The sequence below is a fragment of the Streptomyces sp. NPDC012466 genome (assembly GCF_042955215.1).
GTDB lineage: Bacteria > Actinomycetota > Actinomycetes > Streptomycetales > Streptomycetaceae > Streptomyces.
In genome coordinates this window covers 255,019-277,448 of the sequence record NZ_JBIBEQ010000001.1, presented here as the reverse complement: position 1 = coordinate 277,448, position 22,430 = coordinate 255,019, and the positions used below count along the sequence as shown (strand labels likewise).

21 protein-coding genes and 2 pseudogenes are annotated in these 22,430 nt (G+C 72.9%); 8 read left to right on the top strand and 15 right to left on the bottom strand.

Translation table 11 applies throughout. The annotated features are described in order from the left end of the window. Window positions 1–71: 71 nt before the first annotated feature. Complete coding sequence (locus ACFY9E_RS01300; RefSeq protein WP_390978167.1) at window positions 72–2,417, bottom strand: ATP-binding cassette domain-containing protein; 2,346 nt, start codon at window positions 2,415–2,417, stop codon at window positions 72–74. A gap of 11 nt (window positions 2,418–2,428) precedes the next feature. Then, the gene (locus tag ACFY9E_RS01295; RefSeq protein WP_390978165.1) at window positions 2,429–3,415 is read right to left on the bottom strand and encodes an MsnO8 family LLM class oxidoreductase; all 987 of its coding nucleotides are present in this window, start codon (window positions 3,413–3,415) and stop codon (window positions 2,429–2,431) included. 82 nt (window positions 3,416–3,497) lie between these two features. Here ACFY9E_RS01295 and ACFY9E_RS01290 point away from each other — a divergent pair, with 82 nt between their 5' ends. Continuing rightward, window positions 3,498–4,256 carry a DNA polymerase beta superfamily protein gene (locus tag ACFY9E_RS01290; protein WP_390978163.1) on the top strand — a complete coding sequence of 253 codons (759 nt, stop codon included), beginning with the start codon at window positions 3,498–3,500 and terminating at the stop codon, window positions 4,254–4,256. On the opposite strand, the gene rpmF is transcribed toward ACFY9E_RS01290, so the two are convergent. The 3 genes from rpmF to ACFY9E_RS01275 all read right to left on the bottom strand — a co-directional run bounded on the left by rpmF (window position 4,239) and on the right by ACFY9E_RS01275 (window position 6,550). Further along, window positions 4,239–4,409 (bottom strand): 50S ribosomal protein L32, encoded by a 171-nt coding sequence (gene rpmF / locus ACFY9E_RS01285; RefSeq protein WP_390978161.1) that lies wholly within the window; start codon window positions 4,407–4,409, stop codon window positions 4,239–4,241. The genes ACFY9E_RS01290 and rpmF overlap by 18 nt on opposite strands. A gap of 105 nt (window positions 4,410–4,514) precedes the next feature. Beyond that, a complete protein-coding gene (locus ACFY9E_RS01280) occupies window positions 4,515–6,110 on the bottom strand; it encodes a cation acetate symporter (RefSeq protein ID WP_390978159.1) in 1,596 nt (531 codons plus the stop codon). After that, window positions 6,104–6,550: a DUF485 domain-containing protein gene (locus ACFY9E_RS01275; protein ID WP_390978158.1), complete on the bottom strand. Its 447-nt coding sequence runs from the start codon at window positions 6,548–6,550 to the stop codon at window positions 6,104–6,106. Before ACFY9E_RS01275 ends, ACFY9E_RS01280 begins: the two co-directional genes overlap by 7 nt. Before the next feature lie 332 nt (window positions 6,551–6,882). Here ACFY9E_RS01275 and ACFY9E_RS01270 point away from each other — a divergent pair, with 332 nt between their 5' ends. Continuing rightward, the gene (locus tag ACFY9E_RS01270) at window positions 6,883–7,476 is read left to right on the top strand and encodes an HAD family acid phosphatase (protein WP_390980235.1); all 594 of its coding nucleotides are present in this window, start codon (window positions 6,883–6,885) and stop codon (window positions 7,474–7,476) included. Window positions 7,477–7,554: 78 nt separating this feature from the next. On the opposite strand, the gene ACFY9E_RS01265 is transcribed toward ACFY9E_RS01270, so the two are convergent. The 5 genes from ACFY9E_RS01265 to egtA all read right to left on the bottom strand — a co-directional run bounded on the left by ACFY9E_RS01265 (window position 7,555) and on the right by egtA (window position 12,276). Then, on the bottom strand, window positions 7,555–7,770 hold the full coding sequence (locus tag ACFY9E_RS01265; RefSeq protein WP_390978156.1) for a dodecin: 216 nt from the start codon (window positions 7,768–7,770) through the stop codon (window positions 7,555–7,557). 117 nt (window positions 7,771–7,887) lie between these two features. Further along, window positions 7,888–8,850, bottom strand: coding sequence for an L-histidine N(alpha)-methyltransferase (egtD, locus tag ACFY9E_RS01260; RefSeq protein ID WP_390978154.1), 963 nt, complete (start codon window positions 8,848–8,850; stop codon window positions 7,888–7,890). After that, a complete protein-coding gene (gene egtC / locus ACFY9E_RS01255) occupies window positions 8,847–9,641 on the bottom strand; it encodes an ergothioneine biosynthesis protein EgtC (RefSeq protein WP_390978152.1) in 795 nt (264 codons plus the stop codon). The genes egtD and egtC overlap by 4 nt, the downstream gene beginning before the upstream one ends. Continuing rightward, window positions 9,641–10,978 carry an ergothioneine biosynthesis protein EgtB gene (gene egtB / locus ACFY9E_RS01250; RefSeq protein ID WP_390978151.1) on the bottom strand — a complete coding sequence of 446 codons (1,338 nt, stop codon included), beginning with the start codon at window positions 10,976–10,978 and terminating at the stop codon, window positions 9,641–9,643. The genes egtC and egtB overlap by 1 nt, the downstream gene beginning before the upstream one ends. Then, window positions 10,975–12,276: an ergothioneine biosynthesis glutamate--cysteine ligase EgtA gene (egtA, locus tag ACFY9E_RS01245; protein ID WP_390978149.1), complete on the bottom strand. Its 1,302-nt coding sequence runs from the start codon at window positions 12,274–12,276 to the stop codon at window positions 10,975–10,977. The genes egtB and egtA overlap by 4 nt, the downstream gene beginning before the upstream one ends. A gap of 292 nt (window positions 12,277–12,568) precedes the next feature. Between egtA and ACFY9E_RS01240 the strand changes: the two genes are divergently transcribed. Further along, complete coding sequence (locus ACFY9E_RS01240) at window positions 12,569–13,414, top strand: TIGR02452 family protein (protein ID WP_390978147.1); 846 nt, start codon at window positions 12,569–12,571, stop codon at window positions 13,412–13,414. On the opposite strand, the gene ACFY9E_RS01235 is transcribed toward ACFY9E_RS01240, so the two are convergent. The 4 genes and pseudogenes from ACFY9E_RS01235 to ACFY9E_RS01220 form a co-directional block, all read right to left on the bottom strand. Continuing rightward, entirely contained in the window at window positions 13,377–13,823 is a 447-nt protein-coding gene (locus tag ACFY9E_RS01235; RefSeq protein WP_390978144.1) for a type II toxin-antitoxin system PemK/MazF family toxin, read from the bottom strand. The genes ACFY9E_RS01240 and ACFY9E_RS01235 overlap by 38 nt on opposite strands. Window positions 13,824–13,832: 9 nt before the next feature. Further along, on the bottom strand, window positions 13,833–14,237 hold the full coding sequence (locus ACFY9E_RS01230) for a hypothetical protein (RefSeq protein WP_390980337.1): 405 nt from the start codon (window positions 14,235–14,237) through the stop codon (window positions 13,833–13,835). Between the two features lie 137 nt (window positions 14,238–14,374). Beyond that, window positions 14,375–14,563 (bottom strand): annotated as a pseudogene (locus tag ACFY9E_RS01225) (hypothetical protein); the annotation flags it as partial. Window positions 14,564–14,609: 46 nt separating this feature from the next. Then, window positions 14,610–16,055: an amidase gene (locus ACFY9E_RS01220; RefSeq protein WP_390978142.1), complete on the bottom strand. Its 1,446-nt coding sequence runs from the start codon at window positions 16,053–16,055 to the stop codon at window positions 14,610–14,612. A 240-nt stretch (window positions 16,056–16,295) separates the two neighbouring features. Here ACFY9E_RS01220 and ACFY9E_RS01215 point away from each other — a divergent pair, with 240 nt between their 5' ends. After that, a complete protein-coding gene (locus tag ACFY9E_RS01215; protein WP_390978141.1) occupies window positions 16,296–17,684 on the top strand; it encodes an AbfB domain-containing protein in 1,389 nt (462 codons plus the stop codon). A gap of 57 nt (window positions 17,685–17,741) precedes the next feature. Here ACFY9E_RS01215 and ACFY9E_RS01210 read toward each other — a convergent pair whose 3' ends face one another. After that, entirely contained in the window at window positions 17,742–18,191 is a 450-nt protein-coding gene (locus ACFY9E_RS01210; protein ID WP_390978139.1) for a spore-associated protein, read from the bottom strand. A 343-nt stretch (window positions 18,192–18,534) separates the two neighbouring features. On the opposite strand from ACFY9E_RS01210, the gene ACFY9E_RS01205 reads away from it, so the two are divergent. The 4 genes and pseudogenes from ACFY9E_RS01205 to ACFY9E_RS01190 all read left to right on the top strand — a co-directional run bounded on the left by ACFY9E_RS01205 (window position 18,535) and on the right by ACFY9E_RS01190 (window position 22,371). Beyond that, the gene (locus ACFY9E_RS01205; protein ID WP_390978137.1) at window positions 18,535–19,452 is read left to right on the top strand and encodes a hypothetical protein; all 918 of its coding nucleotides are present in this window, start codon (window positions 18,535–18,537) and stop codon (window positions 19,450–19,452) included. A 155-nt stretch (window positions 19,453–19,607) separates the two neighbouring features. Next, window positions 19,608–19,933: pseudogene (locus ACFY9E_RS01200) on the top strand (SAM-dependent methyltransferase); the annotation flags it as partial. A gap of 87 nt (window positions 19,934–20,020) precedes the next feature. Then, window positions 20,021–20,818 carry a serine/threonine protein kinase gene (locus ACFY9E_RS01195; RefSeq protein ID WP_390978135.1) on the top strand — a complete coding sequence of 266 codons (798 nt, stop codon included), beginning with the start codon at window positions 20,021–20,023 and terminating at the stop codon, window positions 20,816–20,818. Continuing rightward, a complete protein-coding gene (locus ACFY9E_RS01190) occupies window positions 20,815–22,371 on the top strand; it encodes a protein kinase (RefSeq protein ID WP_390978133.1) in 1,557 nt (518 codons plus the stop codon). The genes ACFY9E_RS01195 and ACFY9E_RS01190 overlap by 4 nt, the downstream gene beginning before the upstream one ends. Window positions 22,372–22,430 lie beyond the last annotated feature (59 nt).

Genomic DNA, 22,430 nt, shown 5'->3' with positions numbered 1-22,430 from the left:
CGGGCCTCGGCGGGACCCGGCGTGGGTGTTTCCGGGGCCTTCGGCGGGACCCGGTTGCCTGCTCGGGGGCCTCAGCGGCCCCCGGACAGCGTGCGCGCCAGATACGGCGCGGTCCGGCTCTCCGTCGAGCGTGCGACGTCCGGGGGCGGTCCCGACGCCACGATCCGGCCGCCCGCGTCGCCACCGCCCGGGCCGAGGTCGATCACCCAGTCCGCCCGCGCGACGACGGACATGTCGTGCTCGACGACGATCACGGTGTGCCCGGCGTCGACGAGGCCGTGCAGCTGGCGCATCAGGACGTCCACGTCGGCCGGGTGGAGGCCGGTCGTGGGCTCGTCGAGGAGGTAGAGCGTGTGGCCGCGCCGGCCGCGCTGCAGTTCGCTCGCCAGCTTGATGCGCTGGGCCTCCCCGCCGGAGAGCTCCGTCGCGGGCTGCCCCAGGCGGAGGTAGCCCAGACCCACGTCGAGCAGGGCGCCGAGGCTGCGTGCCACGGCCGGGATGTCCGCGAAGAACTCCGCCGCGCTCTCCACCGTCAGATCCAGCACCTGCGCGATGTTCCGCCCGCGGTACGTCACTTCCAGCGTCCGCGGGTTGTAGCGGGCCCCGCCGCAGTCCGGGCAGGGCGCGTACGTGCTGGGCAGGAACAGCAGCTCCACGCTGACGAACCCCTCACCCTGGCAGGTCTCGCAGCGCCCTCCCGCCACGTTGAAGGAGAACCGCCCGACACCGAAACCGCGTTCGCGGGCCCCGTCGGTCGCCGCGAACACCTTGCGCACGACGTCGAAGAGGCCCGTGTAGGTGGCGAGGTTCGAGCGCGGTGTGCGGCCGATCGGCTTCTGGTCGACCGAGACCAGCCGGCCCACCCCGGCCGTGTCCTGCGTGATCTCGCCGATGAGGGTGGATTTGCCGGAGCCGGACACGCCGGTGACGGCGGTGAACACGCCGAGCGGGAACTCCGCGGTCACGCCGCGCAGGTTGTGCCGGGTGACCGGGCCGGTCCTCAGCCACCCGGTCGCCTCGCGCACGGCCCGGGCCGGAACGGGGGAGCGGTCGAACAGGTAGCGGGCCGTCGCCGACTCCCCGACACCGGCCAGCTCGGCCACCGGGCCGCTGTGCAGCACCCGCCCGCCGTGCTCGCCCGCGTCCGGACCCACGTCCACCAGCCAGTCGGCGCCGCGCACCACGTCCAGGTGGTGCTCCACGACGAACACCGAGTTCCCGGACGCCTTCAGCCGCTCCAGCACCGTGAGCAGCGCCTCGGTGTCCGCCGGGTGCAGTCCGGCCGACGGCTCGTCGAGGACGTAGACGACACCGAACAGGCCGGAGCGCAGCTGGGTGGCCAGGCGCAGGCGCTGGAGTTCGCCCGCGGAGAGGGTGGGGGTGGGGCGGTCGAGGCTGAGGTAGCCGAGCCCCAGCTCGACGACCGGCGCGATACGCGACCTCAGGTCGTCGGTGAGGACCCGGGCGGCCTCCGCGTCCCCGTCGAGACCGGCGGCCAGGTCCACCAGAGGCACGGCCGCCAGCTCGGCGATGGTCCGGCCGCCGAAGGTCACCGCCAGGGCCTCGGGGCGCAGCCGGCTGCCGCCGCACGCCGGGCAGGGCGCGCTGGTGAGGAACCGCTCGGCCTTCGCCCGCAGGGTCGGGCTCTTGGAGTCCGCGAACGTCTTCATCACATACCGGTGGGCGCTCATGTAGGTGCCCTGGTACGGCCGCTGGATGCGGTCGGCGTCCCGCACCGGGTGCACGGTGACCACCGGCTGCTCGTCCGTGAACAGGATCCACTCCCGCTCCCCGGCGGGCAGCTCCCGCCACGGCCGGTCCACGTCGTACCCGAGCGCGTCGAGGATGTCCCGCAGGTTCTTGCCCTGCCAGGCGCCCGGCCACGCGGCGATCGCGCCCTCGCGGACCGACAGCGACGGGTCGGGGACCAGCAGTTCCTCGCTCGAGCGGTGCACCTGCCCGAGCCCGTGGCACTCCGGGCAGGCTCCCACGGCCGTGTTGGGCGAGAAGGAGTCGGAGTCGAGCCGCCCGGCGCCGGGCGGGTAGGTGCCGGCCCGGGAGAACAGCATGCGCAGGGAGTTGGAGAGGTTGGTGACGGTGCCGACGGAGGAGCGCGAGGTGGGCGCCGCGCGGCGCTGCTGGAGCGACACGGCCGGGGGCAGACCGGTGATCTCCCCGACCTTCGGGGCGCCGACCTGGTGGATCAGCCGGCGCGCGTAGGGCGCGACCGACTCGAAGTAGCGGCGCTGCGCCTCCGCGTAGATCGTGCCGAACGCCAGCGACGACTTCCCCGAGCCGGACACGCCGGTGAACACGGCCAGCACGTCCCGGGGGATGTCGACGTCGATGCCCTGGAGGTTGTGCTCGCGGGCGCCGCGGACACGGACGAACGGGTCATGGGGGTCGCGGTCGTGCATGGGAGACGACTCTAACCGGAGGTGATCGCGGCCAGCCGCCGGTAGGAGTCCAGCAGGGCGTCACGGTCGTACGTGCTGGTCGTGACGAGTACCTCCTGCGCGCCCGTCTCCTTCAGCACCGTCTCCAGCTCGTGCGCGACCTGCTCCTCGGTGCCGGCGATGTGCCCGGTCAGGCCGGACTCGTAGAAGCCGCGCTCCTTGCCGGTCATCGTGCGTGCCTCCACGCGCTCGGCGGGCGGCAGGGGCGGGAAGGTGCCGTGGGTGCGGGAGTACGCCATGGACCAGGCCTCGGGGATCAGCAGCCGCCGGGCCTCGTCGGGGGTGGCGGCCACGGCGATGGTGCCGGAGATGACGACGTAGGGTTCCGCGGCCCAGGGGGAGGGGCGGAACCGGTCGCGGTAGAGGTCGATGCCGCGCCGCATCTTCTCCCGGTTCCTGAGGTCGCCGATGACCATGGGCAGGCCCGCGCGGGCGGCGATGCCGGCGCCCTCACCCATCGCCAGGACGAACGGCGGCACGTTCAGGCCCTCCGCGGGCCGGGCGTGGACCCCGGTGGGGGAGGTGCCCCGGAACCAGCCGAGCAGCTCCCCGAGCTGGGCCTCGAAGTCCTCGGCGTCGCCCTTGTCGCGGCCCAGCGCCCTGCGCACGCCGTCGGTGAAGCCGACGGACCGGCCGAGGCCCATGTCGATCCGCCCGGGGAACAGCGATTCCAGCACCCCGAACTGCTCGGCCACGACCAGCGGCCGGTGGTTGGGCAGCATCACCCCGCCGGTGCCGACCCGGATCGTGCGGGTCGCGCCCGCCACCGCGGCGGCCAGGACGGTCGGCGCGGAACCGGCGACCCCGGGCACGCCGTGGTGCTCCGAGACCCAGAGCCGGTGGTAGCCCAGCCGCTCCAGCTCCCGCGCCAGCCGCACGGTGTCGCGCAGCGCCTCGGGGTGGGTGTGCCCCTCGCGGGTGCGGGAGCGGTCGAGGACGGACAGGCGCACGGGTTCCATACCAGGTTCTACGCCGGGCGGGGCCGTCGGTATTCCGCCGCCGCGGCGGGGCACCCGCGGAAAACGGGGTGACCGCGTCCGGGTGCGTCAGGACAATGTCACGGTACCCAGAAGCGAAAGGCGGCCGACCGTGACCGTCCCCAACGTCCTGCTCTCCGGCATCGTCGGATCGACCGCCTACGGCCTCGCCCGCCCGGGCTCGGACATCGACCGTCTCGGCCTCTTCGCCGCGCCCACCGAGGAGCTCCACGGTCTGCGCCGGCCGAAGGAGTCCCACGTCAGCACGGCGCCGGACCGCACCCTGCACGAGGCGGCCAAGTGGTGCCGGCTGGCCCTGGGCGGCAACCCGACCGCGATGGAGCTGGTGTGGCTCCCGGACGACCTGTACGAGGTGCGCACCCCGCTCGGCGACGAACTCATCGGCATCCGCACGGCGTTCCTGAGCGCCAAGCGGGTCAGGGACGCCTACCTGGGCTACGCCACCCAGCAGTTCCGGCGGCTGGAGGCACGCGGTGACGGTTCCTTCTCCGCGGACACCCGCAAGCGCACCGCGAAGCACGCCCGGCACCTGAAGCGGCTGTGCGGGCAGGGCCTGGAGCTGTACACCACGGGCCGGTTGACGATCCGGGTCGAGAACCCGGAGGAGTACCACGCCTTCGGCGAGCGGGTCGCCGCCGACCCGTCGGCCGCGCTGCCCCTGCTCAGGCACTACGAGGCCGCCTTCGACGCGGGCCCGACGGCGTTGCCGGACGAGCCCGGCGAGGCGCCGGTCGAGGCGTGGCTGCGCCGGGTCCGCGCACACTTCTACACGGAGGCGGCGTGCTCAGCCGTCGGGGCGTAGCAGCCCGCGCTCGTAGGCCTTGACGAGGTTCTGCGGTACGAGGTGACGGACGCCGTCGACGGTGACCGGCACCAGCGCCGGCATGGCCGCCTTCCACTGGGCGCGGCGGTGACGGGTGTTGCTGCGGGACATCTTCCGCTTCGGGACAGCCATGGGACTCCTCCTCGGTGGGGCGGGCACCGAGGACGCTACATGAAAATGGATCCCATTAACAATGTGCGTCCCGGTGCCCGGCCGCGGTAGCCCCGCGGGGACGTGTCAGTCGTCCGCGCCCACCAGCATCCGCACCTCGAACTTCTCGTGCGCGGAGGCCTCTTCGGCCGGACCCTTGTCCAGCACCGTGCCGAGCCAGCCCAGCAGGAAGCCGGCCGGGATGGAGACGATGCCGGGGTTCTGCAGCGGGAACCAGGCGAAGTCGGCCTCCGGGTAGAACGAGCCCGGGGCCGAGGAGACGACGGGGGAGAAAACGGCCAGCAGCACCGAGCAGAGCAGCCCGCCGTAGAGGCTGAGCAGGGCGCCCTTCGCGCTGAAACGCCGCCAGAACAGGGTGTAGATGATCGTCGGCAGGATCGCGGACGCCGCGATGGCGAAGGCCAGGAAGGCCAGGGTCGCGGTGTTCGCCCCCCAGGCGACGAGGGCCAGCAGGATGCCGAGGACGCCGATGACCGCCCCGGACAGCCGGGCGACGGTCAGCTCCTCCGTCTCGCTCGCCCGGCCCTTGCGGATCACCTCGCTGTACAGGTCGTGCGCGAGGGAGGACGCCGCGGCCAGCGTGAGACCGACCGCCACGGCGAGCAGCGTCAGATACGCCAGGCAGGTCAGCAGCGCGGTGAGGACACTGCCGCCCAGCTCGTGGGCGAGCAGCAGGACGGAGGCGTTGCCGGTGCGGTCCGTGCTCTCGATGGTGTCCCGGCCGAGCAGCGCGGTGGCGCCGAGGCCCATGATGCCGGCCCCGAAGCAGACCGCGCCGACCAGACCGACGGCCCACAGCACGGAGGAGCGCAGCACGCCGCTGGTGCGCGGGGTGAGCAGCCGCATCAGCACGTGCGGGAGGGCGGCGAGACCGAGGACGATGGCCAGTTCGAGGCTGAGGAAGTCCAGCTTGTTGCTGACCGTGCCGCCGTAGCGCAGCCCGGGTTCCAGGAAGCTCAGGCCCGAACCGCTGCGCTCGGACGCCCTCTCCAGCAGGGCGTCGGGATTCCAGTCGAAGTGGTACAGCACCCAGCCCGCGGTGAACAGCACGCCCACCACCAGCATCACGGCCTTGATGATCTGGATGACCGTCGCACCGGGCATGCCTCCGAGCGAGGCGTACAGGATCACGAAGGTACCGATCACGACCACGCACAGGGTGCGGGTGGTGCCGCTGGGCACACCGGTGAACTGGGTCAGCAGGGCCACGCTGCCGACGAGTTGGGCCACCAGATAGAGCGTGGCGATGGCCAGGATGCAGACCGCCAGGGCGACCCGCACCGGCCGTTGCCGCCGTGGCAGGCGCAGCGCCACCGTGTCGCCGAGGGTGAACCTGCCCGTGCGGTGCAGGGGTTCGGCGATCAGCAGCAGCACCATCATCCAGGCCACGGTGGTGCCGCCGAGGTACATCAGCCCGTCGTACCCGGTGAGCGCCACGAGGCCGGTGCTGCCGAGCAGGGTGGCGGCGGACAGGTAGTCGCCGCACATGGCCAGGCCGTTGCGCAGCGGCGACATGGCGCGGTTGCCGAGGTAGAACTCGCTGATCTCGTCGCGCTGGGGAGCCGTCAGCAGGGCCATGAAGAGGGTGATCACGACCACGGTGAGAAACAGGACGAACGTCAGTTGCAGGCTGCGGTCGTCGATGGCGGCGGCGGTCACCACGTGCGGAACCCCCTGGTTCCGTGGTGGAGCGGCTGTCCGGCCCCCTGCGAGGACGCCGCCGACCGGGCGCGGCGGCTCTCCGTCCCGTGCAGCCGGGATCTCAGGCCGCGGGCGAGCGGATCGACGCGGGTCCGCATGTGCCGGGCATGGCACCACGCTGTCACGCCCATGATGACGAACTGCCCGAGACCGAGGGTGAGTCCGATCGTGAGGCGGCCGAACAGCGGCTGGTTCATCACCTCGGGTACAAAACTCGACAGCAGCACATACAGCAGGAATCCGCCGACGGACAGGATCGTCGCCCGCAGCCCGAACCGGCGTTGCGCACGACGCAGAGAGTGAAATTCCGGGTGGTCGGATATGCGAGACGGCGGAGTATGTTCGATGTGCGGAAGCGGGAATGTGGGAGTGTCATCCCGCCGCGGTGAGAATTCGGGCACAGGCGCACCTTCTTCGCTGCATCGTGCCCCGCACTCGACCCCGTCGGGTCGGTGGACGCGTCCGGTTTCCGGGCAGGGGGAAGCCATGCCGGACGCGCGAGGGGGTGCGGGCTCGTGGGGGGTTCGTGCATCCGAAGAACTCACTGTTCGGATTCACGCGGACGGCCTCGGGGTTCTGTGTGGAGTCCCCGGACAGCCCCGGCCACGGGTGGTGGTGAGGCTGAAAGCGGAGTATGTCAGTGCTCTGCTTGAGCCATCAACTGTGAGGATGAATTGTCTTGCGTTCGTGGCTCGTTCACGCCCCCATGGCGGGTTGGCCCTACGGCGACAGCCTGCGTGAAAAGGGCCGGTCGCCGGACGGTAGGGACCAATTCCCGGCTCGGCCTGTCTCGAATGCGCTCCCCGCGCGAGGGACCCCTTACGCTGGGCGCGTGAGCGACGACCGCAGCAAGGCCCCGCTGGCCGTGTTCGACCTGGACAACACCCTCGCCGACGCCTCGCACCGGCAGAGCTTCCTGGAGCGCAGGCCGAAGGACTGGGACGGGTTCTTCTCGGCGGCGCCGCAGGACCCGCCGATCCCGGAGGGCATCGCGCTGGTCGAGGAGAGCGCGCGGGAGTGCGAGATCGTCTACCTCACCGGGCGGCCCGAGCGCTGCCGGCGCGACACGCTGGACTGGCTCGCCGCCCAGGGGCTGCCCGAGGGGCGCGTGTACATGCGGCGGGACACCGACCGGCGGCCCGCCCGGTTCACCAAGCTGGAGATCCTGCGGCGCCTGGCCCGCACCCGCGAGATCCGTGTCCTCGTCGACGACGACGAGCTGGTCTGCGCGGACGCCCGTCGTGCGGGCTTCACCGTCGTGCGGGCCGACTGGGTGAGCCGGTCCGCCGAGATGAAGGCGGCGCAGGAACGGGAAGGGCGGACCTGAGGCCGGGAGCCGGCCCCGGCCGGAGCGAGAGCGTCACCGGGACGGACGATCCCTAGACCGCCCGCCCCGGCCGCTCGCCTACGCGGACTCGTCGAGGCGGAAGCCCACCTTGAGGCCCACCTGCCAGTGCGCGATCCGCCCGTCCTCGAGCTGGCCGCGCACCTGCGTCACCTCGAACCAGTCCAGGTTGCGCAGCGTCTGCGAGGCCCGGCCGATGCCGTTGCGGATGGCCTCGTCGACGCCGTCGGGGGAGGTGCCGACGATCTCCGTGACCCGGTAGGTGTGGTTCGACATGCCGCTGCTCCTCTTCCAGTGACGGGTATGTCACGCGTCACTCCACCGTGCCCCAAGCGGCGGCGAAGCGCGAGACGTCGTCCCCCGCCGTCGCCGCCGCCCCGGGACGCACCGGTGTCAGCGCGCCACGCTCAGCGACAGCGCGAACCGTCCCTCACCGTCCGTCCACCAGTGGGCGAGGTCCAGCCCCGCCGCGGACAGTTCGGCGCGCACGCCCTCCTGCCGGAACTTCGCCGACACCTCGGTCCGTATCTCCTCGCCCGCCGCGAAGTCCACGGCGAGGCCGAGCGCCGGCACCTTCACCGTCTGCGCCGTACGGGAACGCAGCCGCATCTCGATCCACTCGTGCCCGGCGTCCCACAACGCCACGTGGTCGAACGCGGCGGGCTCGAAGTCGGCGCCCAGCTCGCGGTTGATCACGGTCAGGACGTTCTTGTTGAACGCGGCCGTCACCCCGGCCCCGTCGTCGTACGCCCGGACCAGCACCTCCTCGTCCTTGACCAGGTCCGTGCCCAGCAGCAGGGCGTCGCCCGGAGCGAGCAGGGCGCGTACGGACGCCAGGAACGCGGCGCGTTCGGCGGGCAGCAGGTTGCCGATCGTGCCGCCGAGGAACGCCACCAAGCGGGGTCCCGGCGTGTCCGGCAGGGTCAGTTCCGCCGTGAAGTCGGCGATCAGCGCGTGCACGTCGAGCCCCGGCCGCTCGGCGGCGAGCGCCTGCCCGGCCTGGGTGAGGGCGCTCCCGCTGACGTCGACCGGGACGTAGGTGTGCAGGTCCGTGAGGGCGTCGAGCAGGTGCCTCGTCTTCTCCGAGGAGCCGGAGCCGAGCTCGACCAGGGTCCGTGCCCGGGCCGCCGCGGCGATCTCGCCGGAGCGCGCGAGGAGGATCTCCCGCTCGGCACGCGTGGGGTAGTACTCGGGCAGTTCCGTGATCTTCTCGAACAGGTCGCTGCCGTGCGCGTCGTAGAACCACTTCGGCGGCAGGGTCTTGGGGCGGCCGGTCAGCCCCCGGTGGACGTCGGCGCGCAGCGCGGCGTCCGTGGCGTCCTCCGGCAGGGTGCGGGTGAGGTGGAACGGGCTCACGTACGGGGCTCCTTCGGCGAGGGGGAGGGCACGGCGACGTCGGCCGGCTCCTTGAGCGGCGTGAGCAGCACGTCGGTGCGGCTCGCCGCCAGCAGGGTGCGGTCGGGGACCTCCCGCCAGTGCGGATCGTCGTCGTAGGGCTCGGAGGCCACGACGGTGCCGCCGCCGGGCCGGGTGAGGTACCACAGGGCGTCGCCCCAGGCGGTCGCGGTGATGGTGTCGCCGTTGGTGAGCAGGAGGTTGAGCCGGGAACCGGGGGCCGCGGCGGCGACCTCCAGGACCGTGTCGGCCATCGCCTGGCCCTCCTCGTCACCGCTTCGCAGCCGCGCCAGGACCAGCGCCCACACGAGCGCCGAGTCGTTGCGGGCCTCCAGCGACAGCAGCTCCTCGTGCGGCAGTGTCCGGGACACCGCGGCCAGCGAACCGGGCCAGCCCTGCACCGCGCCGTTGTGGCTGAACAGCCAGGTCCCCGCGGCGAACGGGGCCGCGGCGGCCTCCGCGTCCGCGCCCGAGAGGGTCGCGTCCCGCACCGCGGCGAGCAGCGCGGTGGACCGTACGACCCGGGCGAGATCGGCGAACGACAGGTCGGCCCAGATCGGCCCGGCCCGGCGGTAGCGGGCCGGTACCGGGTCGCCCTGCGCGTACCAGCCGACACCGAAGCCGTCGGCGTTGACCGTCCCGTACCGCTGGTGCCGGGGCGCCCACGACTGCCGGTACAGCCCGTGCGGGGGGCGCACGAGGAGGCTGCCCAGCGGCTCTTCGGGCCCCACGTACGCCACGTGACGGCACATCAGACGTCCTCCGACCGTGCCGTGCGGAATCCGGAGAAGATCTGGCGCCGGATCGGGTAGTCCCAGTTGCGGAAGGTGCCCCGGCAGGCCACCGCGTCCACCGCGAACGAACCGCCGCGCAGCACCTTGTGCTCGGGCCCGAAGAAGACCTCCGAGTACTCCTTGTACGGGAACGCCTTGAACCCCGGGTACGGCAGGAAGTCGCTGGCCGTCCACTCCCACACGTCGCCGATCAACTGCCGTACGCCGAGCGGCGACTCGCCGGCCGGGTAACTCCCGGCGGGCGCCGGACGCAGGTGCCGCTGGCCGAGGTTGGCGTGCTCCGGCCCCGGGTCGGCGTCGCCCCACGGGTAGCGCATCGAGCGGTCGGCTGCCGGGTCGTGCCGGGCCGCCTTCTCCCACTCGGCCTCCGTGGGCAGCCGGCGTCCCGCCCAGCGGGCGTAGGCGTCGGCCTCGTACCAGCACACGTGGAGCACCGGCTCGTCGGGCGGGACGACCTCGGTGACGCCGAAGCGGCGCCTGAGGAACTGCTTTCCGTCGCGCCGCCAGAACAGCGGGGCGTCGATGCCGTGCTTCTGGATGTGCGCCCAGCCGTCGGCCGTCCACCACCGAGGGTTGCGGTAGCCGCCGTCCTCGATGAACGCCCGGTAGGCGCCGTTGGTCACCGGGGTCGTGTCGATGTGGAAGGGCGCCACCTCGCGCCGGTGCGCGGGGCGTTCGTTGTCCAGGGCCCACGGTTCGCCGGAGGTGCCCATGGTGAACGGCCCGCCCGGCACGAGGACTTCGGACGGCCCGGTGAACAGCGGCACCGGATCCGGGTCGGGCGCGGTCAGGGCCTGCGGGCCCGTACGGAGCTGATGGGTGATCAGCATCGTCTCGTCATGCTGCTGTTCGTGCTGCGCGATCATCCCGAAGGCGAACCCGGCCTCCGTCAGCCGCGTCCCGTGGAACGCGGCGCGCTCCAGCACGTCCAGCGCCCGGCCGCGCACCTCGGCAGCGTACGTCCGCGCCTCGGCCGGTGACAGCAGGGGCAGCTTCGGCCGCTCGGCGCGCGGGTGCTCGAAGGCGTCGTAGAGGCCGTCGATCTCCGGGCGTATCGCCTCGTGCCCGGCGACGGTCCGCAGCAACCACTGCTCCTCCTGGTTGCCGATGTGCGCGAGGTCCCAGACCAGCGGCGACATCAGCGGCGAGTGCTGGGCGGTGAGGTCGGGATCCTCCACGCAGCTCGTCAGCAGGGTGGTGCGGTCGCGGGCCACGACGAGTGAGGCGACCGCCCGCTCACGGAGCATCTCGGGGTCGACGCTCCCGGCATCGACGGCGGGATCGGTGTCGGTCATGGGCGGAAGTCCTTCCCGTGGGCGCGACCGTCCGTGCCGCGCTGTCGGTCGAGCAGGTCGTCGGCGGGGCAGCGGCCCAGGACGACGTAGCGGTCCAGATAGGCCGTGACGGCCTCGATGACCTCGGGGGCGGCGCCGAGCCGGGGCAGGGCGTCCAGCGCGGTCGTGAAGCAGGTGACGGCCACCTCGCGCAGTTCCGCGTCGGCCAGGCCGGTGCGGGCCGCGTCGAGCCACAGCGGGTTGTGCGGCGCGGGCAGCCCCAGCGTCCGCTCGGCCAGCGGCTTCACGGCCCGGTAGACGGTCTCGGTGGCCTCCGGGTCGTCGAAGAGTGCCGCCGTCACGGCGAGCGGCACGATCCAGCCGTCGTCGCCGGGCTGTGCGTCGATCATGCGCAGTTCGAGGTGGCCGCGCGGCCTGACCGGCGGGAACAGCGTCGTGACGTGGTAGTCGAGATCCTCCCGGGTGGGCGGCCGGGGCGCGCCCGTGCGGATCCAGTCCCGGAAGGTGAGCCCCTCGGGAACGTCCCAGGGCCCGCTGTCCTGCCGTACGCACATCACGGGGGCGTCCAGCACGTGCCGGGTCCAGGCGCCCCGCGGGTCGGTGTCCAGCCGCGGTCCGCCCGCCCGGCCGGCGCCGATCCGGGTCCACGCGAGCTGCCGGGTGGACAGCCAGCCGGTCGGCCGGTGCCCGGCGAGCGGGGAGTTGGCGAACGCGGCGACCAGGACGGCGCCCAGATGGTGGGCCAGCCACCAGCGGCGCACCAGGCCCTGCGGCCCGGGCTCCTCGTGACCGGCGTCCAGGCACACCTGCACGGAGGCGGAGGCGCACATCATGGCGCGGCCGGCGGGACCCGTGCGGTCCAGGCATGTCTCCATGGCGTCGTAACGAGGTTCGCGCAGGAACCGGCGGGGTTCGTGCCAGGGATCGTGACCGAGGCCGACGAGGGTGAGGCCGTCCTGGCGCAGGACCGCGCGGACGGCGTCGAGGTCGGCGGAGACGGTGCTGATGACTTCCGTCAGCGAGGCGGCGGGGGGCGAGCTCAGCTCCAGCTGGCCGCCGGGTTCCACGGTGAGCGCCGACCGCAGAGACAGCGGCCGCAGTGCTGCGTAGGCCGCTTCGAGTCGTTCGGGTGTGACGGGGAGCCGCGGTTCGCGCAGCTCGTGGACGAGCCATTCCACCTCGACACCGAGGCGGCGTGGCGGGCCGGTCTTGAAGCAGATGCCGCGGACCAGAGCCTCGACCTCGGCTTCGGACAGTGAGGTGCGTGGCCGGGTACAGCCACTTGCCGAATCGGACATTGCGGGATCCTCCTGAGATTCCACCATGCCACCGGTCCGGGCTCTTCGGCGGCCCGGATCGGGATCACTCGTCCCACCCAAGACGCTCACGCCGTTCGGCACAAGGGGGCGAAGCGGGGCGTTTCCGGGCGGTCATACGGTCCGGCCCGGCGTTTCCCGGCGATTTCCCCCGCGTTTCTCCGACGGCGAAAACTCCGTTGCGCCGGAGATCGCACATCGCCCACCATGCCTGCGTGAGCACGACAAGAAGGGCCGCGTGGCGCGCGGTCACAGCGCGTACGGGGGTCGCGCCGTGAGCGCGCGCCTGCGCGGTATCGCCCAGCAGACCGAACAGATCGTCGCGGCCGGGTCCTACCGCGCCCCGGACGGGCGCGAGGTCTCCATCGCGGCGGAGCTGCGGGCGGCACGCGAGGGCACGCGCCTGTACGGACCGGAACCGGTGCCCGTGCCCGCCGATCGGGTGACGGGGACGCTCAAGACGCGGGTGGAGGTCACGGGCGAGAGCAGCCTGGAGGCCGCCCGCCGGCTCGGCGGGCGCGTGGCGGTGCTGAACTTCGCCTCGGCCCGGAATCCCGGCGGCGGCTATCTGAACGGTGCCCAGGCCCAGGAGGAGGCCCTGTGCCGGGCCTCCGCGCTCCACACCTGCCTCCTTCAGGCCCGCGCCTTCTACGACCATCACCGGGCCCACCGCGACCCGTTCTACACGGACCGTGTCATCCACTCACCGGCCGTGCCCGTGTTCCGCGACGACCGTGGCGGCCTGCTGGCCGAGCCGTACACCGCCGGCTTCCTGACCTCTCCCGCGCCCAACGCGGGCGTGGTGCTGCGCACGGCGCCCGAACGGGCCGCCGAACTGCCGCGGGCCCTCGCGGTGCGCGCCGAGCGCGTCCTGGAGACGGCCGCGGCCCACGGGTACCGCGGGCTCGTCCTGGGCGCCTGGGGCTGCGGGGTGTTCCGCAACGACCCCGCGCAGGTGGCACAGGCGTTCCGGGCGCTGCTGGAGCCCGGCGGCCGGTTCGCGCGGACTTTCGAGCATGTGGTGTTCGGGATCCTGGACCGGACGCGGGACCGTGCGGTCCTGGGAGCCTTCGAGCAGGCGTTCAGCTCCAGCCGTAGCGCTCCTGCAGGCGGCGCCTGACCAGGTTGAAGCGCATCCGGTCCAAGGCACAGGCCTCCCGGCGCATGCCGTCCTCGTGCAGACGCAGCACGCGGTCCACGTCGACCCACGAGTCCCGGCCCGTCCGGTCCCACGGCCCGCCGCCGATCGGCACCCACTCGCGGTCGCCGTCGTGCCGCTTGCTCGACAACTGCACGGCCAGGAACGTACCGCCCGGCTCGCGGGCGACCACGAGCACCGGACGGTCCTTGCCGCGGCCGTCGTTCTCCTCGTAGGGCACCCACGTCCAGACGATCTCCCCGGGGTCCGGGTCGCCGTCGTGCGCGGGGGAGTACTCCGTCCGCACCCGGCCCACCTGGCGCGGGTCGGCCTGGACGGTGGCGGAGGGGCCGTGACGGCCCGGGACGTTCTCATCGGTGTACGCGGTCACGGGGGCACCCTAGAGGCTGCCCCCGTGATCACGCCCGACGGGGCACCTGTCGCCCGTCGGCACCTTCCGCGCCTGCCCGTTGAGGGCGGAGGTGTCCTGCGGTGCCTGCCCGGTCCGGTCCGTCGAGGCGCGCAGCCGGCGGGCGGGGCCCAGCCCCGTGCCCCTCACGGTGAGCGCCTCGGCGAACAGGTCCGCGATGCCGTCGGCGCCGTCCGGCGGCACCATGTCGTCGACGTTGTCGAAGGCGGACGCGCCCGCCTTCACGATCTCCGGCCCGTTCGCGGCGAGTTGCTGGCCGGCGGCGGCCTCGCTGCAGATCCACGGGATCGAGGACCCGACCAGCTTGAACGGGCCGATCAGAACGAGGACGGCGGCAACCGCCACCCCCGCAACGACGCCGACGGCCATCGGCATGCGCTCCCTTCGCATGGTGCCCTCTCGGCGCCGAACGAAGGGGAGTGTGCTCCGGTGCGGAGCCCGGGTACGGACACCGGCGCATCCTTGGCCGGAGCGTGACACCCACGGCTCTCACCCGCGTCGCAGTGGGCTGGGCTGTCGTACGCCGGCGTGACGTGGACGGTTCTCGGCGGGAGGTGCTCAACCATCGTCACGACCGTGCCCGTCTCGATGCGGTCGACCGCGGAGGCGGGGTGGGCGAGGAAGCGCTCGGCTCCGCCGCGCACCCGGACGCTCACCTCACCGACCGGGCCGGGCCCGGCCGTTCCGGTGACCCGGCCCATGAGCCCGACCAGCGACGCGTCCGCCGAGAGGACACCCTGCGGTCGCTCAGGCGGCAGCGGAACGCGCCGTGACCGGTGGTGACGGCCACTTCTCCGCCCAGCGCAGCTCCGCCTCCAGTTGCGCGGCCACCTGCACGAGCAGGGGCTCACTGTTGGCCGGGCCCAGCAACTGCGCGCCGACCGGCAGGCCGTCCGGTGTGAAACCGGCGGGCACGTTGACGCCGGGCCAGCCCAGCACGTTCCACGGCCAGGCGTACGGGCAGGCCGCGATCATCGCCCGGTCGGTGGCGAACCCGTTGAGTTCGAGCAGGGCGCCGATCCGGGGCGGGGGAGCGGCGGTCGTGGGCGCGAGGACCACGTCGTACGAGGTGAAGAAGGCGCCGATCCGCCGGTGCAGCACGGTCTCCGCACGCCGGGCCGCCCGCAGCGGGGCCCCGCCGAGCAGCCGGCCCAGCCTCGCCGCGTCCCGGGTGCGCCGGTCCAGCAGCGCAGGGAAGGGCGCCTCGCCCACGCGCTCGGCGATCCCGGCTGTGGCGCGCGGTACGAAGGTCAGCCCGATCTGCCCGTACGGCGGGTCCGCCTCCTCGACGAAGTGGCCCGCCGCGGCCAGCCGCTCGGCCAGGTCGACCACCCGGGCGCGCACCTCGGGCAGGAGTCGGGCGGGCACCGCCGTGAAGGGCGGTTTGAGCGAGAGCGCGATGCGCAGCCGCCCGGGATCGCGGCCGACGGCCCGGGACACGTCCAGGGCCGGGGGCTGGTGAGGGTCCTGCGCGTGGTTGCCGCTCGCCGCGTCCAGCAGCAGGGCCGCGTCGGCGACCGAGCGGGCCAGGGTGCCGTTGACGGTGATGCCCTGGAAGGACTCGCCGCGGGGCCAGGTCGAGACACGGCCGCGCTGCGGCTTGATGCCGACCAGATGGGTCCAGGCGGCCGGGATCCGCACGGAGCCGGCACCGTCCGAGCCGAGTGCGGCGGGCACGAGCCCGGCGGCGACCGCGGCGGCCGAGCCGCCCGAGGAACCGCCGGGTGTGTGGTCCGTGCTCCACGGGTTGCGGGTGGCGCCGAAGGCCGGCCCCTCGGTGAAGGGCCACTGCCCGAACTCGCAGGTGTTGGTCTTGCCGATGATCACGGCTCCGGCCGCGCGCAGTCGCCGGACCGCCTCGCCGTCCTCGGCGACCGGCGGGAACTCACCGCAGCAGCCGAACGCGGTCGGTTCGCCGGCCACGTCCATGTCGTCCTTCACCGCGACGGGAACGCCGAGCAGCGGCTTGTGCGCGCTGTGCGAGGCCGCGTCCCGGTCCGCGGCAAGCTCCCGGTCGGCGGCGTCGGCCTCGGCGAGCGCGGCCTCGGTCCGGACGATCCGGAAGGCGTTGAGGCCGGACTGTGTCGCCTCGATCCGCGCCAGCGTCCGCTCGACCAGCGCCCGCGACGTCACCTCCCCGGCAGCCAGCGCACGGGCGGTCTCCGCCAGCCCTTCGCAACGGTCGAGCGTCATACGGACACCTCCGGAAGCGGCTTGTCTACCGAACGGTAACGTCCGGTGGCCGGTGGTGGAATGCCGGCGGCGGGAGTGAAGGTTCACCCACGGGCCACATCTTCCTCACTGGGCACATCGTCCCCTGTTCAAACCATTGACGCCCCTCCGCTTCGCCCTTACGTTCTGAGCCCTCACTTCTGATCGAGTAGCCGAACCCTGTTCGCTATATCGAATTCGGTGTCCTAGGGAGAGCCGCCCGTGACTCCACACCCCGCTGCCCCGTCCCGCCGCACGCTGCTGCGTGCCCTGGCCGCCCTGCCCGCCTCGGCGGCCCTGCTCGGCGAAACCCCCGGACTGCTCGGCAGCGCCCTGGCCGCCGCACCCCCGAGCGGCTCGGCCACCCGCTACACGATCGTGCCGTTCCTCAACAGCGACGACGGCACGGTCAACGTCTACCAGTCGGACGACGCCACCGACTTCCGGCTGCTGCGCTCCTCCGCGTACACCCCGCCGGCGAACCGGATCCGTGACGCGAGCGTCATCAGGCACACCGACGGCTTCTACTACGTCACCTACACCACGCACACCTGGCAGGACCCCAGCACGACCATCGGCTTCGCCCGCAGCTCCGACCGCGTCAACTGGACGTTCCTGTACGACTACACCGTCCCCGTCGCCAACCTCTCCCGCGCCTGGGCGCCCGAGTGGTTCGTCGACAGCGACGGCAGCGTGAGCGTCATCGTGTCCTGCTCCACCGCGAACGACGAGTGGATCTTCACGCCGTACCTGCTGAGAGCCACCAACTCGGCTCTCACGGCGTGGAGTTCCCCGGTCGCCCTCTCCGGAATCGGTGCCAACCACATCGACACGTTCATCGTGAAGATCGGCTCCACCTACCACGCCTTCCCGAAGAACGAGACGACGAAGTACATCGAGTACGCCACCGCCTCGAACCTCACCGGTCCGTACACGATCCGCCGGACCGGCGACTGGGCGGGCTGGGGGAGCTACCGCGAGGGCCCGGCGCTGGTGCAGCTCGACAACGGCGGCTGGCGGATCTTCTTCGACGGCTACGGCGACGGGAACTACTACTACAGCGACAGCTACGACACCTTCGCCACCTGGTCGGCCCCGGCCGCACTGCCCGCGATCTCCGGTACGGCGCGGCACTTCACCGTCGTCAAGGAGACGGTCGCGGGCGGCCCGGCTCTGGCCCGGAACACCACGCGTTCCTTCCGCTCGGCCAACTACACGACCCGCTATTGGGAGCAGCAGTCCTCCCTGCTCAACCTGCCCGTGGTCAGCGCCTCCAGCAGCACCGCCGAGAAGCGGGCCGCCACCTTCACGGTCGTCGCCGGCCTCGCCGACGGCAGTGGCTACTCCTTCCGGGACGCGGCCGGCAACTACCTGCGCCACTGGGACTTCCGGGCCCGGTTCGACCCGAACGACGGCACGAGCACCTTCGCCAGGGACGCCACGTTCGTCCTCCGCGCCGGCGCGTCCTCGGGCTCGGTCCGCTTCGAGTCGTACAACTACCCGGGGTACTACCTGCGCCACTACGCCTACCAGCTGCGCGTGGAGCGCTCCGACGGAACGGATCTGTTCCGGCAGGACAGCTCGTTCGTGCCGGTGACGGCCTGGGCGTAGGGGCGGCACGGAGAAGCCGGGCCACCACGGTCGCCCGTGGGGCCCGGCCGGAGGGGGTCAGCGGGTGAAGGTGACCCGGTGCTCCTTCAGGGAGCCGCAGTTGGAGCCGTACACCTGCACGTACGTGTTGGCGATGCTGCCGCCCCAGTCCACGCAGTGGCCCTTGCCGTAGGCGTAGGTGGGTCCGGCGTACGACGTGAAGAGGCCCTCGTCGTAGTCGCTTTCCTCGGTGTCCGGAACGGAGACCCAGGCGGACATGGCCACGGCCGTGCCCGGGTTGTTGCGGATGGTCGTGACGCAGTTCCGGCCGTTGGAGGCGTTGTAGGTCAGGTAGACGGTCCCCAGCGAGCCGACGGCCGCCGAGTTGACCGTCTTGTAGCCACTTCCACAGACCTTCTGCGGGGTGGTGTTGGGCGCGGCCGAGGCCGGCGACGCCAGGGCGGTCATGGTGCCGACGGACAGGGCCGCCACGGCGGACGCGGCCAGGATGGAACGGGTGAATCGCATATTTCCCCCATGCAACTCTTCGAGGTGGTTGCTCCTGCATGGTGTGACCCGCGGGGTGCCCAAAGGGTTGTGCGTCAGTTCGCGGGAGAATTAAGGGAGTTGAGATGAGCGCATGCGGAGGCGGCGTCCCCTGCGCGGTGGCCGAGCTTTCCCGGACGCCGCCCCGTTTACTCACGCGTCACTGATGGCACACGCGAGATCCAGAGGATCTGTGCAGGGGTGTCACACAGACTGCACACCGCCCTTTCAAAGTCTCGTTAGCGTTACGGCTCGATCCCACGTGCGAACGTGACCAGGCCGCGGCCGGCGAGCCGCCGGAACAGCCAGATCGGGAAAACCACACATGGACTACTGCTCCTCGTGCCGTCGGCACCTCAACGGCGCCTTGGTCTGCCCGGGGTGCGGCGCCTACGCCCCCGACATCGACCCCTCCGCCGCGGGCGGCCGCTCCGGCCCGGCCCCCGTGCCCGCCATGACCACCGGTGGAACGGCCGCCTGGGAGTACCCGGCCGCCACCGGCACCTGGCACGACGGGACCGTGTGGGACGAGACTCCCGCCCTTCCGCAGGAGAGCACCGGCCCCGGCGCGCCGGAGGGGTACGACGACCCGGACACCGGCACGACCGAGGGCTATGAGGCCCGGCCGGAGGGGCGGGCGGCGCGGCGTCGTCAGATGGCCCGCTGGAAGAAGAACCAGCGCCGGGCCGTGGTGGCGACGGCGGTCGCGCTCGTCGGAGGCGGTCTGACCGTCGCCGCGATGAACGGGAACGCCAAGCCCGGCGTGCAGGCGGCCACGACGCCGGAGGACACGACCATGGGCGGCGCCGCCGGGGAGGCGCCCACGTACACCGAACCGACGTCGAGCCGGCAGGACGGCCCGCGCTCCTCGCCCGCCACCGCGCGGGACACCGACCGCGCCTCGCGCCACCAGCGGTCCCGGGCCGCCGCCGACCCCCTCGCCACCCCGTCGGACACCCACACGGACGCGGCCGCCGCGCCCCGTGAACTCCCGCTGACGACCTCGCCGCAGCGCAGGACCGTCCCGGACACCGTCGACACCGTCACCGGCGGCGCGGGTACCTCCGGTTCCTCCGGTTCGACGGTCACCGAGCCGACGCCGCCGGCCGCCGGGTCCGATCAGGACGTCCAGCAGCCGACGTCCCCCTCGACACCCCCGCCCGCGTCGACCACCCAGCCCGACACGCCTCCCTCCGGCTCCCAGTCCAAGGAGCTCTGCCTGCTCGTCATCTGCCTCGGCTGACGAGGTGCGGCCACTGAGGAACGGTGGCCGCACGCAGCCGCCCTCCGTACCTTCGGGCGCATGACCGAGGAGTGCTTCCGGCATCCGCGGCTCGCCGCGGTGTATGACGCTCTCGACCCCGGCCGTCGCGATCTCGACCCGTACCTGCGCATGTCTCGCGGAGACCGGCCCGCCGCGCCAGGGAGGAGTGGAACCGCGAGGCCGCGTACGGCGTGACAGAGGTAGCCGGCGTCGGCGTCGTCGAGTCCTCCTGGGCCGATTCGACGTGAGCGGACCGCTGGTGACGTTCCGGTGGACCTATGGGTTCGCCGCGGACGGGCGGACCCTGACGCCGGTCTCGACACCGCGCTTTCGCGAGCGGCGGAAGGTCGAGACGGAACTCGTCGCGCAGGCTTGCGTGGTGGAGGGCGTACGGGACGCACCGGACCGGCCGGGCCGGGAGTTCGTGTTCGTCGCGCGACGCCCGGAAACGGCCCGCTGAGGCGGCCCCGCCGGCTCCGCGGGAAGCGGAAGCCGACCGTACAATCCTCGCGACCAAATCGGGGGCGACAGCAGCGGGGGAGTCCGCGTGGAAACGATCATCGTGCAATTGCCCGGTACCGCCCAGTGGGGCGCGGACGAGACGGGCAGTCCCGAACTGATCCACCTGGGGCCGGGGGACATCGCGGATTTCGGGCGCGGCGGGGCGGGCGTCCGCATCGTCCTGACCGACCCGGGGATCTCCCGCCGGGCCGGGCAACTGGAAGCGGCCGGGGACTACTGGCGGCTGTCCAACTTCAGCCGCAGCGTCTCGTACGTGGTGGAGAACCTGGAGGGGGCCGGCGAGTACCTCACCGTCGCGCCGGGGCGGCTCGGGGCGCCCGTGCCCTTCGAGTTCTCCCGCGTGGTGCTGCCCGCCCTGTCCGGCACCGCCACGTTCAAGGTGTTCGCGCCCCAGCACGCCTATCTCGGCGAGCAGTCCGTGCCGGGCGGCGGCGAACAGACCGTCCACCCCTTCGCGCTGGACCCGACGTCGAAGTACTTCCTCGTCCTGGTGGCCCTGTGCGAACCCCGGCTGCGTGACCCCTCCGACTCGGCACTGCCCGGCGTCGGGCAGATCGTCGAGCGGCTCCGGCCGCTGGAGTCCTGCCGGGACCTCACCCGCTCCGCGGTCAACTACCACATCGACTACCTCGCCTTCGCCAAACTGCGCCTGGACCTCGGCGAGGAGGCCACGGCCGCCGCCGACGGCGGGCGCACCGGCGCCAAGCGCACCCGGCTCGCCTCCGTCGCCCTGCGCTTCGGCCTGGTCCGCGAGGAGCACCTCGGCCTGCTGCCGCCCCGCGGCGCCGCCCGCCTCACCGACCCGCAGGAGGCAGGCGCATGACGACGCCCGGCGAACGGGACGACGAACTGGAAGCACCCCGCCCACCCGGCCTCCCGGAGGGGTTCCGCGTCGAGGGATGGGAACTGGGCCCGGTCATCGGCTCCGGCGGCTGGGGCACCGTCTACGAGGCCCGCAGGGCCGACGACGGCACGCCCGCGGCGGTGAAGGTGCTGCCGACCGGCGCCCTGGGCCCCGGACAACGCGCCGCACTCGGGGAACTCGTGGCCCGCGAGGTCCGCTTCAGCGCCGAGGCCGACCATCCCCACCTCGTCCGCACCCACGCCGTGTGCACCGTCGAGGCACCCGGACTGCCCGCCCTGGACGGCGCGATCGCGCTGGTCATGGACCGGGCCGAGGCCAGCCTGAAGGACGTACTGGACGCCGCGGAGACGGGCGGGCCGATCGCGGACGCCGACCGCGTCCTGCGCGGCGTCGCCGCCGGACTCGCCCACATGCACGACGCCGGCTGGGTGCACGGCGACCTCAAGCCCGCCAACGTCCTGCTGGGCCCCGGCGGTCAGGTGTGGCTGGCCGACTTCGGTCTCGCCACCGAACTCGACGGAACCCACGCCCACTTGCCGCCGCTGGGCACCCTCGACCATCTGCCGCCCGAGTGGTGGTCGCAGCGCACCGGCACCCAGGGCGCCGTCGTCCGGCCCACCGCCGACATCTGGGCCTTCGGCGTCCTCGCCCACCAGGTGCTCACCGGCGGACTGCACCCCTTCCCCGGCGCGACGGCCCGGGCCCGCTCGCTCGCCGCCCAGACCTACGCCCGCGGCACCGCGTCCCTGCGCCTCGACGCCGGACTCGACGAGGACATGCGCCGGCTGATCGCCGACTGCCTGGCCCCGGACCACGCCGCCCGCCTCCCGCACACGGCCGCCGGTGTCGCCGCCCGGGTCGAGGCCATCACCGGCGGCCCGCACCGCCGCCGAAGACGCCTGGTGCCCGCAGCCGCGGCCGGACTCGTCGTCCTGACCGCCGCCGCGGTCGCCGGGGCGGCCCTGCTCGGGGGCGGCGGAGGCGGCACCCAGGACGAAGACCGCGACACCCCCGCCGTCACCGGTACGCCCACGTCGGTCCCGCCGGCCGGCGAGATCCCCGAGGACTCCGACGTGCCCGAGGAGCTGCGTCCCGTCATCGCCCGCGCGGCGCACCGCTGCACCGACGAGGAGATCACCCCCGCCCTGCTCGCCGCGCTGGTCAAGGCGGAGAGCAACTTCGACGCGAACGCCTCCCGCCCGGAGAGCGAGGAGTACGGCATCGCCATGTGGACACCGTCGGTGTTCCGCGCCTGGGCCGTGGACGGGGACGGAGACGGCGACAAGGACCACATGTCGCCGCCGGACGCCATCTCCACCATGAGCCTGTACGTGTGCTGGCTCGACCAGCGCTTCAAGCAGGCCGGGCTGCCGAAGAAGGACCTGCCCGCGCTCGTCGCGGCCGGCTACCGCACCAGCGACCGCACGGTCATCGAGGAGCGCGGCGTCCCGGAGCGGGTACGGCCGCACGTGGACAAGGTGATGCGCTACCTCGCCGAGTACCAGCGCTGAGCCGCACGAACGCGAGCGGTGGACGGGGCCGCAGCCCCGCCCACCGCTCGTCCCCCGTT

Coding starts and splice junctions, on each gene's coding strand:
- egtA (WP_390978149.1), bottom strand. CDS start 12,276: ATGTCCGATTCGGCAAGTGGCTGTACCCGGCCACGCACCTCACTGTCC.
- ACFY9E_RS01210 (WP_390978139.1), bottom strand. CDS start 18,191: ATGCGATTCACCCGTTCCATCCTGGCCGCGTCCGCCGTGGCGGCCCTG.
- ACFY9E_RS01205 (WP_390978137.1), top strand. CDS start 18,535: ATGGACTACTGCTCCTCGTGCCGTCGGCACCTCAACGGCGCCTTGGTC.
- egtB (WP_390978151.1), bottom strand. CDS start 10,978: ATGACCGACACCGATCCCGCCGTCGATGCCGGGAGCGTCGACCCCGAG.
- egtC (WP_390978152.1), bottom strand. CDS start 9,641: ATGTGCCGTCACGTGGCGTACGTGGGGCCCGAAGAGCCGCTGGGCAGC.
- ACFY9E_RS01220 (WP_390978142.1), bottom strand. CDS start 16,055: ATGACGCTCGACCGTTGCGAAGGGCTGGCGGAGACCGCCCGTGCGCTG.
- ACFY9E_RS01295 (WP_390978165.1), bottom strand. CDS start 3,415: ATGGAACCCGTGCGCCTGTCCGTCCTCGACCGCTCCCGCACCCGCGAG.
- ACFY9E_RS01265 (WP_390978156.1), bottom strand. CDS start 7,770: ATGTCGAACCACACCTACCGGGTCACGGAGATCGTCGGCACCTCCCCC.
- ACFY9E_RS01230 (WP_390980337.1), bottom strand. CDS start 14,237: ATGCCGATGGCCGTCGGCGTCGTTGCGGGGGTGGCGGTTGCCGCCGTC.
- ACFY9E_RS01300 (WP_390978167.1), bottom strand. CDS start 2,417: ATGCACGACCGCGACCCCCATGACCCGTTCGTCCGTGTCCGCGGCGCC.
- ACFY9E_RS01190 (WP_390978133.1), top strand. CDS start 20,815: ATGACGACGCCCGGCGAACGGGACGACGAACTGGAAGCACCCCGCCCA.
- rpmF (WP_390978161.1), bottom strand. CDS start 4,409: ATGGCTGTCCCGAAGCGGAAGATGTCCCGCAGCAACACCCGTCACCGC.